We start from the raw sequence: 14,503 nt of genomic DNA, 5'->3' as shown, positions 1-14,503 counted from the left end.
GCCCGCGTGAACCCGTGCGGTTCCTGGGTTCAGGAAGCCGACAGGTTGCTCCCAGCTCGCCGACAGGTTCAGCGGTAGGCCCTGAACCACTCGACCTCGAACTCCTTCGGGTAGCGGCCGGTCCGCTCGGGCCCGAACTCGAAGATCGCGAGCTGGAACTGCATCGGGTAGTCCGGGGCCTGCAGCACCGTGTTGACCAGCTCGTCGTCCACGTAGAAGTCGACGCGACCCGGCTGCCAGTCGGCGCCGTAGGTGTGGAACTCGCGGCCGTCGATCGGCACGTCGACGACCTCGAACTCGTCGCGGATCACCGGGTCGCCGAACGGGTGCACACCCATGCCCACGCCGGTGTTGGCGGGCCACACGTGCTTGCCGAAGATCTCGGCGATGCAGATCTCGGCGGAACGCTCCGGGACGTCCTCCAGGCCGATCATCCAGAGCGCGACCATGCAGTTGGGGTCGTCGACGGCCTTGCAGCGGATCTCGAACCTGCCGTACGTCGGCGTGTAGAGCCGCAGGTCCTGCTGTTTCTCGCGCACTTCCAGGTCGGGCCGGAACCTCGACTGCCCCGAGGTCAGCGCGGTCTGGAAGCCGGACACCCTGGTGTCGCCGTCGAACTCGGGACACCAGGGCTGCTGGTCAGCGTCGATCCGGAGGGTCAAGCCGTCGGCGGTCGTGTAGCGGGCCGCGGTGGCCGCGCTGGAGCTCCAGTGCGGCAGGTAGTGCGGGTGCCACCGGTCCAGGGTCGTGAACCGGTCCTCGAACTCGAGGTCTCGTCCGGTCATGGATCGAGGCTAGAACACCACCTGCCGCGCGGCTGGGAACTCAGCCGGAGCACTTGGTGCCGTCGGCGGGCACCTTCAACGCGATCAGGTAGTCGTCGTTCACCGCGCGGCCGCAGGTCCCGCTCTCGTAGAAGCCGTAATGCACGCCTTCGTAGGTGGCGAGGACCGCGCGGTCGCCGAGCTGGTCGCGCACGGACGACGCCCACTCGGTCGCCGACCAGGTGGGGTTCGAGATGCTCGTGACGAGGATCTTCGGGCCGCTGGTCACGCGCACGGGCCGCTGCGGGTTGGAGGGCTTGGGGTGGCCGGAGCACTCGATCACGGTGTTGTGCGGGTGGAACATGCCGCGGGTGTGCGGCGCGATGGAGGTTTCCAGGGCGGTCAGGCGCTGGTAGTCGGCGAACGACTGGTGGCGGTAGTCGTAGTCGTTGCAGATCATCGCGTTGAACGGGTAGTTGACGGCCTGGTCCGCCGCGATGCGCTGCTGCGAGGCGGGCTTCAGCGACAGCGCCCAGTTCGACAGGGCCGTGAAGTCGCCGCGGCTGCCGAGGCCGAAGAAGCCCGAGCTGAACGCCTGCTGGTCCATGGTCCAGTCCGGGTAGCGCGGGTCGACCAGGCCGGTGGAGTCGGCCTGCGCGGCCAGGTCGTCCCAGAACTTCCCGATGTCGCGGCCGTGCAGCGGGGACGACGGCGTGCGGGTGTTCCACGCCTCCCACTCGGCGAAGGCGCCGGCCGCCGAACGAGCGGCGCTGGTGACGTACCGCTCGGCGTTCATGCTGTGGTCGAACGCGGTGTCGAGGACCAGGGCGCGCAGGTGCGAGCCGTACCGTTCGGCGTACTGCTGGCCGGTGATCGTGGCGTAGCCCGTGGTGTAGAGGCTGATCTGCCGCTCCCCCAAGGCCTTGCGGATCGCCTCGACGTCACGTGCCACGTCGGCGCTGGAGACGTGGTCGAAGATCGGCCCGCTGTTCGCGCGGCAGTCGTCGCGCAGGCGCTGGTTGAAGTCGAGCACGCCGTCGAACTCGGCCCGGGTCTTCGGGAAACCGCTCGGCCACGCCCTGAGCAGGTCGAGCGAGCAGGTGATCGGCCGGCTGCGTTCGTTGCCGCGGGTGTCCATGGCAACGATGTCGAACCGTTCGACGATCGCGGGGCTGAAGTACGCGCCGGGATCCGCCACGAGGTCGACGCCGGAGTCGGCGATGTCCCTGATCGCGACGAGGGTGCCGATGCGCTTGGCCGGATCTGCCTTGTGCCGGGCGATGGCGAGGCCGAACTCGTCGCCCAGTGGACGGGAGTGGTCGACGGGCACGGTCAGCGTGGCGCACTCGGACGCGGGAGCCTTCTCACAGGGCAGCCAGCCGATGCGCGGGCCTGCGGTGGCGACGCCGGTGCCGCTGAGGACGGCCGCGCTGACGAGCACGGCGAGAACGCGTTTCATTTCGGGTGCTTCCTCCGTTGGTGTCGCTCGAAAATGTGAGCGGTTGGAGGTTCGCAGCGCCTATTTGAGACGACAATGGCCTAATGTCCACGACCCGAATCCGGTTACTGCAAGGCGATTCTCGCTTCCTTCGTCACCGCGTCGGCGACAGCGGTGAGCGCGGGCGAGTCGAGCTTCCACTGCTGCCAGTACAGCGGGATGTCGACGGTCCTGCCAGGTGCGAGGTCGACAAGACCTTCCTGGAGTTGTTGCGGCGGAACCATTCCCCAGCCGAGACCGGCCACGATCGTGCGCACGTAGACCTCGGAGGAAGGCACGTAGTGACGGTGCTCGGACGCGCCACGGCCACGGGTCAGCGTGCGCACGAACCGGTCCTGCAGGTCGTCGTTGCGGTCGAACACCACCACTGGCGCTTGAGGTAGCCAGGACTTGAGCCCACCTTGCGCATAGCGCTCCACAAAGGACTCGGTGGCCATTGCCGCGTAACGGATGCTGCCCAGCTTGCGCACCGAGCAACCCGCGACGGGTTCGCGCGAGGACGTCACCGCGGCCATCACGAGACCTTGTCTCAGCAACGCCGTCGTGTGGTCCTGGTCCTCGCGGTGGAGGTCGAACGAGATCTTGAGGTCCGGTGAAACCCGTTGCAGCGCGGGCAGGAACCACGTGGCGAGCGAGTCGGCGTTGACCGCGATCGGAACCCTGACGACGGCGTCCTCGCCCAAAGCAGCGTCGAGGTCCTGATCCAGAGCGAGCAGTTGCCGACCGTAGCGGACCAGCACCTCGCCGGACGGGGTCAGCCTGGTCGGCCGTGCCCGCACCAGCAGCACGCGACCGGTTCGCTGCTCCAGAGCCTTGATCCGTTGTGAGACAGCGGAAGGCGTGACGTGCAGGTTCGCGGCAGCCGCGTCGAACGTGCCCGCGTCGACGACCGCGAGCAACGTGCGCACCAGGTCCAGATCCATCACGGCTGCTAATGATACGTAAGAATCTTTAGCTGGTCTCATCAAGACCGCGTAAATACCGTCGGTGGGGTGACTGACCTGCTGCTCGGCTTCGGCACCACGATGACCCTGATCGTCGCGATCGGCGCGCAGAACGCTTTCGTGCTGCGCCAAGGACTTCGACGCCAGGCCGTGGCCGGTGTCGTCGCCGTCTGCATCATCTCGGACGCGATCCTGGTCGCGGTGGGCGTCGCAGGGTTCGGCGCGATCGTCAAGATGTTCCCGCAGGCCATCACCGCCGCCGCGATCGTTGGCGGGCTTTTCCTGCTGGGATACGGGTTTCTGGCAGCGCGCCGCGCCTTCCGCCCGCAGTCGATGCAGGCCGGCGGCGACAGCGCCAGGCCCGTGCTCACCGCGCTCGCGCTGACGTGGCTCAACCCGCACGTCTACCTCGACACGGTCCTGCTGCTGGGTTCGATCGCGGCCGGGCGCTGGCTGTTCGGCGTCGGCGCGGTCACGGCCAGCGTCGTCTGGTTCCTCGCACTCGGCTTCGGCGCGCGAATCCTCAGCCCGCTGTTCGCGAAGCCCCGTGCGTGGCGCGTCCTGGACGGTGTGATCGCGGCCGTGATGATCAGTCTCGGCGTGACCCTGATCGCCGGGTGGTGATCATCACCAGCACCGCCGACACGGCCAGCACCCCGCTCGTCACGGGCGCCGCGGCACCGACCGCGAGCGACGCCGAAGCCAGCCCCGCACTGACGAGAGCACCTGCGAGGACTTTCGGCCGATGATCACCCACGTTTCCGACCTTAACCCACGACACGCCCATGTTGGGTGGTGATCCAGACCCCACCCCTACATGTAGTATCTGCCGCGCTGGTGGTTCACCGACTCGGAGCAACGGGCCGGTGAGGCAAGAGGGAACCTGGTGAAAAACCAGGACTGCCCCGCAGCGGTGAGTGGGAACGAAAGCCGTCAACTGAGCACTGGGTCGTGAGGCCTGGGAAGCGACGGCCGGTAGGCGTTGGAAGTGCGCCCACGAGTCCGAAGACCTGCCACTGGTGTGCGCGCAAGCCTGCGCGCACGACACGGTGCCCCGAGGGAGGGCGGCTGTGTGCACCAGCGGCGTGTCCTGCTGGCGTGCGCCGCGCATCTCCTCGGGCTTAGCTCGCGAGGAGAGAGCGTGCCCGACCGCCTGTCAGTGGTCATCAACGAGGCCTGCGCCGACCTGCCCAACGCGTCGGCCGAGGCGGTTCTGGCCGAGACCAAGCGAAATCTCTACGCCGGCATCACCGACGCCGAGCTGGCCCTCGCGCCGATCATGGCCGCGCGCACGATGGTCGAGGTCGACCCCGACTACTCGTACGTCAGCGCCCGCCTGCTGCTCGACAAACTCCGCGCCGAGGCCTGCGGAATCCCGTTGTCGCACGCGGAGATGACCGAGCGCTACCCGTCGTACTTCGCCTCGTTCGTCGCGTACGGCATCGAGTTCGGCCAGCTCGACCCGCGCCTCGCCTCCTTCGACCTGGTCCGGCTGGGAAGCGCGCTGCGGGCAGAGCGCGACCTGAACTTCCAGTTCCTGGGCATGCAGACCCTGTACGACCGCTACTTCCTGCACCACGACGGCCGCCGCTACGAGCTGCCGCAGGCGTTCTTCATGCGCGTCGCCATGGGGCTCGCGCTGGAGGAGGACGACCGCGACGCCCGCGCCGTCGAGTTCTACGAGCTGCTCTCGTCGTTCGACTTCATGTGCTCGACCCCGACCCTGTTCAACTCGGGCACCACCCGCCCGCAGCTCTCGTCGTGCTTCCTGACCACAGTGGACGACGATCTCGCCGGCATCTTCCACGGCATCAGCAACAACGCGCTGCTCTCGAAGTTCGCCGGCGGGCTCGGCAACGACTGGACACCGGTGCGCGGCATCGGCGCGCACATCAAGGGAACCAACGGCAAGTCGCAGGGCGTCGTGCCGTTCCTCAAGATCGCCAACGACACGGCAGTAGCTGTAAATCAGGGAGGAAAACGGAAGGGCGCTGTCTGCGCCTACCTGGAGACCTGGCACATCGACGTCGAGGAGTTCCTCGACCTGCGCAAGAACACCGGCGACGAGCGGCGCCGCACCCACGACATGAACACCGCGAACTGGGTACCGGACGAGTTCCTGCGCCGGGTCCGCGCCAACGGGCAGTGGACGCTGTTCTCGCCGGACGAGGTGCCGGATCTGCACGACGCGTTCGGTGACGAGTTCGCCGCGAGGTACCGGGCGTACGAGGAGAAGGCCGCCAACGGCGAGATCAAGGTCTTCAAGCAGCTCCCGGCCGTCGACCTGTGGCGGCGGATGCTCACGATGCTGTTCGAGACCGGGCATCCGTGGATCACGTTCAAGGACCCGTGCAACCTGCGCTCGCCGCAGCAGCACAGCGGGGTCGTGCACTCCAGCAACCTCTGCACCGAGATCACGCTCAACACGACGGTCGACGAGGTCGCGGTGTGCAACCTCGGCAGTGTCAACCTCGCGCAGCACGTGACCGAAGACGGCATCGACCACGCGCGGCTCGAGAAGACCGTGCGCACGGCGGTTCGCATGCTCGACAACGTCATCGACGTGAACTACTACACGATCCCGGAAGCCAGGAACTCCAACCTCAAGCACCGGCCGGTCGGGCTGGGGCTGATGGGGTTCCAGGACGCCCTGTTCACGCTCGGCACGCCGATGGCCAGCAAGGAAGCCGTCGAGTTCGCGGACCGCAGCATGGAGGAGATCAGCTACTACGCGATCACGGCCAGTGCCGAGCTCGCGCAGGAACGTGGCGCGTACCAGTCGTTCGAGGGATCCCTGTGGAGCCAGGGCATCCTGCCGATCGACTCCATCGGGATCCTCGCGCGGAACCGCGGCGAGGCCGAGCTGGAGCAGGACCGCGAGTCCACGATGGACTGGGCGACGGTCCGCGAGAAAGCGCGCAAGGGCATGCGGAACTCGAACGTCATGGCCATCGCGCCGACCGCGACCATCGCCAACATCACCGGTGTGAACCAGTCGATCGAGCCGCTGTACCGCAACCTGTACGTGAAGTCGAACATGTCCGGCGACTTCACCGTGATCAACCCGGACCTGGTGCGGGCGTTGAAGCAGCGCAAGCTGTGGGACGAGCGGATGATCTCGGACCTGAAGCTGCACGACGGCAGCCTCGGCGCGATCGACAGGGTGCCGCCGTACCTGAAGGCCTTGTACGCCACGGCGTTCGAGGTCGACAGCTCGTGGCTGATCGAGGCGGGTTCGCGCAGGCAGAAGTGGATCGACCAGGCGCAGTCGCTGAACCTCTACCTGGCCGCGCCGAGTGGCCGCAAGCTCGACGAGCTGTACCAGCTGGCGTGGCTGCGCGGGCTGAAGACCACCTACTACTTGCGGACGCAGTCGGCCACGCACGTGGAGAAGTCCACGTTGCAGGGCACGGACGGCAAGCTCAACGCCGTCTCCCCCGTGGCCGTCGACCCGTCCTGCTCCATCACCGACCCCGACTGTGAGGCTTGCCAGTAATGAGTATCGAAGCAGGCGCGGCACGCATGTCCGTCGACGACAAGGCGATGATCAACTGTCGCGCCGACGTCAACCAGCTGCTGCCGCTCAAGTACCACTGGGCGTGGGAGAAGTACCTCAACGGCTGCAACAACCACTGGATGCCGACCGAGGTCTCGATGCAGGCGGACATCAGCCTCTGGAAGTCCAAGGACGGGCTGACCGAGGAGGAGCGCCGCATGATCAAGCGCAACCTCGGCTTCTTCGCGACGTCGGAGTCGTTGGTGGCCAACAACATCGTGCTCGCGGTGTACCGGCACCTCACCAACCCAGAGTGCCGCCAGTACCTGCTGCGCCAGGCCTTCGAGGAGGCCGTGCACACGCACACGTTCCAGTACATCTGCGAGTCGCTCGGCCTGGACGACGGCGAGCTGTTCAACATGTACCGGGAGATCCCGTCCATCACGGACAAGGCGGCGTGGGCGCTGCAGTTCACGCAGCACCTGGAGGACCCGGAGTTCAAGACCGGTACGCCGGAGAACGACCAGGCGTTCCTCAAGGACCTCGTGGCGTTCTACGTGGTCTTCGAGGGCATGTGGTTCTACACGGGCTTCGCGCAGATCCTGTCGATGGGGCGGCGCAACAAGATGGTCGGCATCGCCGAGCAGTACCAGTACATCCTGCGCGACGAGTCGATCCACCTGAACTTCGGCATCGACGCGATCAACCAGATCAAGATCGAGAACCCGCACCTGTGGAACGACGTGTTCCAGAAGGAGGTGCGCACGATGCTCGCCGAGGGTTGTGAGCTGGAGATCGCCTACGGCCGCGACACGATGCCGAACGGGATCCTCGGCCTCAACGCCGACCACTGCGAGCAGTACATGCGGTTCATCACCAACCGCCGGTGCGCGCAGCTCGGCCTCGAACCCGTCTGGGAGGCAACGGAGAACCCGTTCCCGTGGATGTCCGAGATGATGGACCTCAAGAAGGAGAAGAACTTCTTCGAGACCCGCGTGATCGAGTACCAGAACGGCGGCTCGCTGGAGTGGTGAGTCAGCAGTCCCGATAGGCGACGCGCACGGCGAGCGCACACAGCTCGTCGTGCCACTCGTCGCTGATCGGGGCCTCGCCGACCGCGGTGCGCGCGATCCGCACCAGGTCGGCGACGTGGTCCTCCACGGCGTCCACCGCCCCGGAGGTCACGAGGTGGTCGCGCAGCTCGTCGAACGCACCCCGTTCGACGAGCGCGCGCACCGATGCGTTGTGCCGCATGGCAAGCGAGATCAGCAACGTCATCTTGTGCTGCTGGAAGTCGAGGCCCGCGGGTTTGCCGCTGGCAACGGAAGAACCGAACGCGTCGATCAGGTCGTCGCGCAGCTGGAACGCCTCCCCCAGCGCTTCGCCGTAGACGGCGAAGGCCGGTGCCAGGTCAGGACGGCCGGCGATCAACGCGCCCAGGGTCAACGGTCGTTGGATCGTGTAGCGGCCCGACTTCACGACCGCGATGTGCCGTGCCAGCACCGGGTTCGCGGCGAACTCGGCGGCCGCGACCACGTCCAGGGCCTGGCCGCCGCACAGTTCCGCGCGCATCTCGCACCACTCGCGGGCGACGTCGGCGCCGAAGCCCGCCATCAGGCCGTCGGCGTAGGTCCACGCGAGGTCGCCGGCCAGGATCGCCAGCGCTTCGCCGTAGCGGCGTGACTCGCCGCGCCAGCCGTTCTCCTTGTGCGCCAACGCATGCCGCGCGTGCACGGTGAGCGAACCCCTCCGCAGGTCCGAGTCGTCCATCACGTCGTCGTGGATCAGCGCGCCGATGTGCAGCAGCTCGACGGCCATCGCGGCTGGCACGGGCAACGATCCCGGGGCGCCACCCGCGGCGAGGAACCCGGTGAGACAGAACAGCGGCCGCAGTCTCTTGCCGCCGGCGTGCACCAAGGACGCGATGTCCAGGACGGGCAGGGCGCCGCGCGGGTCGGGATCGGCGCGGCGGGCGGCCTCCAGGGCCAGGTGGTCGGCCAAACCCACTTCGACGTCGCGCAGCAGCGCGGTCAGTTCGGCGCGTGCGGCGGTCGCGGTGGAAATAGGCGCGGTGGTCATGCGGCAATGATGAGGGCACGGGTCGGTGCGTTGTCAACGAACCGTTCGATATGAGACGACGTCGTTTACCCGAGAAGGTGAGCGCATTTACTCTCGATCTCTCCCAGGTCGCCACATCGGATGGATGCCGCGCATGGAAATTCCGGTCTTGGACCGCACGTACCCCGTTCGGCAGAGCCCTCACTACAGTGCGACCGCCACCGATTTCCACAGGTGGATGGCCGCGAAAGGACCCTACCGAACACCGGCCGCACTGGCTTCGTTTGCAGCCAAAGATTACGTCTACCTCGCTTCGATCGCCTTCCCTGCCTGCAACGAAAGGTTGTTGTGGGAGTTCTCCGGGGTGTGCGCGACGATGTCGGAACAGGACGACGACTGGGCGGATCACTGGGATCCGCTGATCGCCGAGATCTGGACACGACTGGCGTCGCACATCGATCCGCGACAGATGTCCCGGTTGACCGACGCTGTTTCGGCATACAAAGCGGGAACTGAGGAGTACGAGCGGAAATTAATCCAAGGTGACATTCCGCAGGACGTCGGCTCCTATCTCCAATCGAGATACCTGACGATAGGCCAGCTGATCGACCACGTGCTGATCGAAATCAGTCTGGGAATCGACGTGAGCGACTCCCTGAGCGATCCCCTGATGGCTGAGCTCGTCCGGTGCGACGTCGAACGGGTCATCGCCTGCCAGGACGTGCTGTCGTTGCACAAGGAGCTGCACGCCGGCGAGCACGAGAACCTCGTCCACGTGATCGCGGCCGAGACCGGCTGCGGGCGAACCGAAGCCGTCGCCCAGGCGTGTGTGTTCTTCAAGGACGCCAACGCCCGCACGGACCGAGCGGCCGACGCCGTCCTCGCCTCGCCGCTCGGCCGACGCCGGGACATCAGGCAGTTCGTCCGCGGCCTCAACGACTTCGTGGCCGGGCTGATCGAGTGGACGTCCTGCTCGACCCGCTACACGCTCGCGGACACGAGCGAGTGGATCACCCCGACCGTCCCGTACCGCCAGGAGGACTGACCCGTGATCACCGCACCCGGCGGTCTGCCCCTCGCCGGCCACGCGCTCGACCTGATGCGCCGGCCGCTGGAGTTCCTGAGCTCACTGCGCGACCTCGGCGAGGTGGTGGGCTTCCGGCTGGGCCCGAGCACCGCCTACCTGCTCACGACCCCGGACGCGGTGCGGGAGGTCCAGATCACCCAGCTGGCCAAGTTCGGCAAGGGCGGCGCCGTGCTCGACACCGCGCGCGCCGTCGTCGGCAACGGCATCGCGACGTCGGACGGGCCGATCCACCGCCGTCACCGCAAGATGGCGCAGCCCGCGTTCCACCACAGCAGGATGGCGGGCTACACGGCCACGATGGCCGCGCTCGCCGAGCAACGAGCGTCCTCGTGGCTGCCGGGCCAGGAGATCTCGATGACCTACGAGATGCACATGCTGAAGTCGGCGATGCTGGGGCGCACGCTGATCGCCACGGACGCCGACGTCACCAAGGTCCTCTCCGCCGCGCTGCCCGAGCTGGTCGCGGGTCTCGGCCGCCGGGTCTTCCTGCCGCTCACCTGGCCGCACCGGCTGCCGCTGCCGATGAACCGCCGGTACGAGGCGGCGCAACGGGAGCTGAACGACCTCGTCCACCGCACGATCACGGAGTACCGGGCCACTCCCGGCGACCGCGGTGACCTGCTGTCGATGCTCGTCGAGGCCAGGGACGACGCCGGCGAGGGCATGACAGACGACCAGCTGCGCGACGAGATCATCACGATGATGTTCGCCGGTGTCGCCACTCCCGCCGAGACCGCGGTGTGGACGTTCCACGCGCTCGCCGCCCACCCGGACGTCGAGAAGCGCGTGCAGGCCGAGGTCGACGAGGTGCTGGACGGGCGCACCGCGACCTACGACGACCTGAAGCGGCTGGAGTACGCGAAACGGGTGGTCGCCGAGGCGTTGCGGCACCACCCGCCGGCGTGGCTGGTGTCCCGGCGCAACACCGAGGACGTCGTCATCGCGGGAGAGCGGATCCCGGCGGGCTCGGACGTGTTCTTCAGCCCGTACGTGCTGCACCACGACCCGAGGTCGTTCCCGCGCCCGGACGAGTTCGACCCGGACCGGTGGACGCCGGAACGGGCGGGAGAGTCTCCCCGGCACGCCTACATCCCGTTCAGCACCGGCTTCCGCAAGTGCGTCGGTGACGCGTTCGGCCAGGCCGAGGTGCTCACGACGGTGGCCGCGGTGACGGCCCGATGGCGGCTGCGGCAGGTGGGCGAGCCGGAGGCCAGGTGCGACCTGACCTACCGGCTCAAGGACTCCGTCATGCGAGTCGAACCGCGCTAGGCAGCCCTTCGCGTCCTGCGACCGGCCACCGCAACGGGTCGGGCCCGAGCTTCACCAGCTCGGCGATCTGCAACCGCGACCACGCCGAGACCACGCGCGTGCCGTCGAGAACGCTGGACGCGAACTCGGTCCACGGCACGCGTTCGGTCGAGTCGACCTCGTCCGGGTTCGGGTTCGGCTCGTCGTCGGAGAGCACCCGGAACACCGGGCACATCTCGTTCTCGACGACGCCGTCCATCTCGGCGCGGTACCGGAAACCGGGCAGCAGCAGCTCGGGGTCCGAGCACTTCATGCCGAGCTCGTCGCTCAACCGGCGCAACACGGCCTCGGCCATGTCCTCGTCCGGCAACGGGTGGCCGCAGCAGGTGTTGGTCCACACTCCGGGGAAGGTCTTCTTGTGCAACGCCCGGCGGGTGAGCACGGTGTTGCCCGCCGAGTCGAAGACGTAGCTGGAAAACGCCAGGTGCAGAGGGGTGTCCGCGTGGTGCACGACGGCTTTGTCCTCGACGCCGATGGCCGAACCGTCCTCAGCCAGGAGGACCACCTGTTCCACAGTCACGACTCCACGTAATCACAACCGCACCCGGATTCGGAAGCCGCACGAAAGTAGTGAGCTTGAGCGCAGAGATAGCCGCGCCCTAGGTGGTCCAGGTCACCCTGGGGGCATGACCATCCCGTTCGTTCAGGCTCACACCATGTTCCTGGTGCTGGTCAGCCCAACGGGCCAGTACTCGATCTGGCCGGCGGTGCTGCAGGTGCCCGCCGGCTGGCAGGTCGTCCACGGCGTCGCGTGCAAGCAGTCCTGTGTGGACTACGTGCACGCGCTCCGCGACGACCTGCCCGTGGCTGCCTAGCAGGTCAGCCGCGCGTCACCCCACACAGCGTTGTCGAGACTGGTGCCATCGCCGCCATCAGTCACGCGCAACGTCAACGACTTCACACCGCTCACGTCGACGCTGACCGGCATCGCGGGGTCGACGGACCTGCGCAGTGCGCTCTCGTAGAGCACGCGACCGTCGCCCACCACGACGAACGTGACGGATCCTCCGACCCCTGCCGCGCGGTCGACGCGGCCGTCGACCTCGTCGTCCACGCCGACGGTCGCGTCGAAGCGCGTGCACGTCCCGAGCTCGAAGACCTTGTCGGCGGGCGTGGTGCCGATGCCCTTGCCGAACCTGGTGCCGCCCGTCGTCAACGTCCTGCCCTCGACGGAACGATCGTTGCCCGCGACGTAGACCTGTCCGGCGGGCAACGGTTTCCAGACGTGCGTGCGCACGGCTTTCTCCGCCTCGACGCCCGAACCGAAGCGGGAAGGCTGGAACTGCGCGACCGCGGGCACGTCTGTCAGGCCCACGACAGGGTTCGGACCGACCTTGACCGTCCACTTGCCGCTCAAGGACTCGCCAGGAGCGACCCGGAACGCCCTCGTGGCAACGGAAGCGCTCCAGCCGGACGGCACGCGCGGCGCGAACGTCACGTCGTACAGCGGCTGCGCGGAGGTGTTGGTGAAGGTGCCGCTCATCTCGAACGTCTGACCGGGCTGCACCGACACCTGCTCCGGAGTCGTGACCACGGTCGTGGACGGCAACCCGTCCGTGGGCCGCGCGCAGGTGTCGCGGACCGGGCGGCAGACCAGAGCCACGAACCCGCCGTCCTTCGCCACCGGGATCGTCAGCTTCTGGTCGGTGACCTGGGTTTCCTTGATCAGACCGGCCGCGCCGTCGCGCACGACCTCCACCAGCCAGCGGCCCTTGCCGAGCGCCGGCAGATCCAGAGTCCTGGCCTCCCCCGCGATCGCGCCGCCGACGAACCACCGGTCGTCGCTGCGCCGTGCCATCACAACGCTTTCCGTCGGACGGCCCGAGAGCAGCCGAGTCTCGTCCCACGCGGTCGGCGCCTGCTCCAGGAACCACCGCGTCAACGGCTTGGCGTCGTAGGAGTCCGGCCGTCCTGCGAGGTTCTGGATGCCCGACTCGTACAGCACGGTCAGCGCGAGCTCGCCGGCGTCGGTGTTGGAACGAGTGCGATGGAAACCGCCGGGCGTGTAGTCCATGCCGCCCACCACGTTGCGGGTGAACGGCAGCGCGGTGATGTGCGAAGTGGTGAGGCCGCTGGACTTCTCCGCGCCGTGCACGGCCTCGGTCGTCATGACGTGCGGCCAGGTGCGGTGGATGCCGTGCGGCAACGTGGCGCCGTGGAAGTTGACGAGGAAGTGCATGCGCGCGGTCTCGGGCAGGATCTCGTCGTACCAGCGGTAGCGCTCCTGGCCGTCGGAGTCCATGAAGTCGATCTTCAGGCCCTGCACGCCCCACTTCTGCAGCCACGGCAGGTAGTCCGCGCGCTTCTCCGGGGTGTCGACGCTGCTGAACCGCACCCACGTGTGGATGCCGACCCTGCGCGCCTTCGCGTACTGAACCAGTTCGGGGATGAAGCTCGTCTGGCGCCAGTTGGGGTCGTCGTACCAGCCAGCGTCGACCACCACGTACGGCCAGCCGCGCGCCGCCGCGTAGTCGACGAACTCCTTCTGCCTGGCCAGGTCCTGCTGCACACCGCGGCCGCCGGCGAGCCACGTCCAGATGGCGGGGCCGGGCTTGATCCAGCTGGTGTCGCGGATCTTCGAGGCGGGTGCGAGGTCGTCCACCAGCGTCGACTCGGTGACGGTGGCCAGCGAGCCCACGATCATCGTGCGCCACGGGGTTTTCAGGGCGCCGTTCACCGCGACCTTCTCGTCCCACAGCTTCATCTGGAACCTGCCGCCGCCGGTGTGCACGAGGTGGCCACCGGAGTAGCGTCCGTCCACATCGGACTCGGTGATCAGCGCGTAGGTGCCGCCGACGTCGAACAGCGCCGGGTGCATGTACTCGGCCTGTTCGGCGGTCCCGGTGGTGTACTGCAGGAACGGGTTCTCGTAGTCGCGGCGGAACTTCGCGAGCCACGTCGTCGAGTCGGCGGGCAGGACGAACGCCGAGGCCTCACCCGTGACGGCGCCGGTGTCCTGCGGCAGCTCGTAGCGGTAGGCGACGCCGTCTTGGGACTCGCGGACGACGAGTTTGAGGTCGTTGACGCCCGCCTTGAACCGGTACGTGGTCTCGGTGGCGCGCACGGTCCGGTCCAGCTTCTTGCCGGACGTGGTGTGGTAGCGCTCGAAGATCGCCCGCTTCGACTTGCCGGTCAACGTCAGACCGGCTGACAGGTCGGCGCGCTCGGTCGTGATCCCGACCGGCGACGGCTGGACGACCGTCTTGGACCCGTACTTCACCGCCAGGGTGACAGCTCCCCCGGCAACGTTCACGACCGCCTGCGGACCGCTCGAACCGGCCTGCGCAGGCGGCACGACGACCAACCCCGCGACCAGAGCGATCACGGCCAGTGTTCTCACCGCCACGG

The 14,503-nt window shown here is 67.6% G+C and carries 12 protein-coding genes and 1 riboswitch; of the genes, 6 read left to right on the top strand and 6 right to left on the bottom strand.

What is annotated here, in order from left to right; genetic code table 11:
- Nucleotides 1–68 precede the first annotated feature (68 nt).
- The 3 genes from AB0M24_RS10935 to AB0M24_RS10925 form a co-directional block, all read right to left on the bottom strand.
- Complete coding sequence (locus tag AB0M24_RS10935) at nt 69–785, bottom strand: glycoside hydrolase family 16 protein (RefSeq protein ID WP_363764147.1); 717 nt, start codon at nt 783–785, stop codon at nt 69–71.
- A gap of 40 nt (nt 786–825) precedes the next feature.
- Entirely contained in the window at nt 826–2,223 is a 1,398-nt protein-coding gene (locus AB0M24_RS10930; protein ID WP_363764144.1) for an alpha/beta fold hydrolase, read from the bottom strand.
- Nucleotides 2,224–2,327: 104 nt separating this feature from the next.
- Entirely contained in the window at nt 2,328–3,185 is an 858-nt protein-coding gene (locus AB0M24_RS10925) for a LysR family transcriptional regulator ArgP (RefSeq protein WP_363764327.1), read from the bottom strand.
- Between the two features lie 102 nt (nt 3,186–3,287).
- Between AB0M24_RS10925 and AB0M24_RS10920 the strand changes: the two genes are divergently transcribed.
- The 3 genes from AB0M24_RS10920 to AB0M24_RS10910 all read left to right on the top strand — a co-directional run bounded on the left by AB0M24_RS10920 (nt 3,288) and on the right by AB0M24_RS10910 (nt 7,736).
- Nucleotides 3,288–3,830 carry a LysE/ArgO family amino acid transporter gene (locus tag AB0M24_RS10920; RefSeq protein ID WP_363764324.1) on the top strand — a complete coding sequence of 181 codons (543 nt, stop codon included), beginning with the start codon at nt 3,288–3,290 and terminating at the stop codon, nt 3,828–3,830.
- Nucleotides 3,831–4,027: 197 nt separating this feature from the next.
- Nucleotides 4,028–4,239: riboswitch (cobalamin riboswitch) on the top strand.
- Nucleotides 4,240–4,347: 108 nt separating this feature from the next.
- A complete protein-coding gene (locus AB0M24_RS10915; protein WP_363764141.1) occupies nt 4,348–6,702 on the top strand; it encodes a ribonucleoside-diphosphate reductase subunit alpha in 2,355 nt (784 codons plus the stop codon).
- On the top strand, nt 6,702–7,736 hold the full coding sequence (locus AB0M24_RS10910; RefSeq protein WP_363764137.1) for a ribonucleotide-diphosphate reductase subunit beta: 1,035 nt from the start codon (nt 6,702–6,704) through the stop codon (nt 7,734–7,736). Before AB0M24_RS10915 ends, AB0M24_RS10910 begins: the two co-directional genes overlap by 1 nt.
- 1 nt (nt 7,737) lies before the next feature.
- Here the strand turns inward: AB0M24_RS10910 and AB0M24_RS10905 are convergent, their stop codons facing one another.
- Entirely contained in the window at nt 7,738–8,781 is a 1,044-nt protein-coding gene (locus AB0M24_RS10905; protein WP_363764134.1) for a polyprenyl synthetase family protein, read from the bottom strand.
- A gap of 133 nt (nt 8,782–8,914) precedes the next feature.
- Between AB0M24_RS10905 and AB0M24_RS10900 the strand changes: the two genes are divergently transcribed.
- Complete coding sequence (locus AB0M24_RS10900) at nt 8,915–9,805, top strand: terpene synthase family protein (protein WP_363764132.1); 891 nt, start codon at nt 8,915–8,917, stop codon at nt 9,803–9,805.
- A gap of 3 nt (nt 9,806–9,808) precedes the next feature.
- Nucleotides 9,809–11,116, top strand: coding sequence for a cytochrome P450 (locus AB0M24_RS10895; RefSeq protein ID WP_363764129.1), 1,308 nt, complete (start codon nt 9,809–9,811; stop codon nt 11,114–11,116).
- Here AB0M24_RS10895 and idi read toward each other — a convergent pair.
- A complete protein-coding gene (gene idi, locus AB0M24_RS10890; RefSeq protein ID WP_363764321.1) occupies nt 11,094–11,669 on the bottom strand; it encodes an isopentenyl-diphosphate Delta-isomerase in 576 nt (191 codons plus the stop codon). The two genes, AB0M24_RS10895 and idi, sit on opposite strands and share 23 nt — an antisense overlap.
- 112 nt (nt 11,670–11,781) lie before the next feature.
- Here idi and AB0M24_RS10885 point away from each other — a divergent pair, with 112 nt between their 5' ends.
- Nucleotides 11,782–11,970: an MbtH family protein gene (locus tag AB0M24_RS10885; protein WP_363764126.1), complete on the top strand. Its 189-nt coding sequence runs from the start codon at nt 11,782–11,784 to the stop codon at nt 11,968–11,970.
- Here AB0M24_RS10885 and AB0M24_RS10880 read toward each other — a convergent pair.
- Nucleotides 11,967–14,501 carry a glycoside hydrolase family 97 catalytic domain-containing protein gene (locus AB0M24_RS10880; protein WP_363764123.1) on the bottom strand — a complete coding sequence of 845 codons (2,535 nt, stop codon included), beginning with the start codon at nt 14,499–14,501 and terminating at the stop codon, nt 11,967–11,969. The genes AB0M24_RS10885 and AB0M24_RS10880 overlap by 4 nt on opposite strands.
- Between the last annotated feature and the right edge of the window lie 2 nt (nt 14,502–14,503).

This window comes from Lentzea sp. NPDC051838, from assembly GCF_040681245.1.
Classification (GTDB): Bacteria; Actinomycetota; Actinomycetes; order Mycobacteriales; family Pseudonocardiaceae; genus Lentzea.
This window is presented reverse-complemented; position numbering and strand designations above follow the sequence as displayed.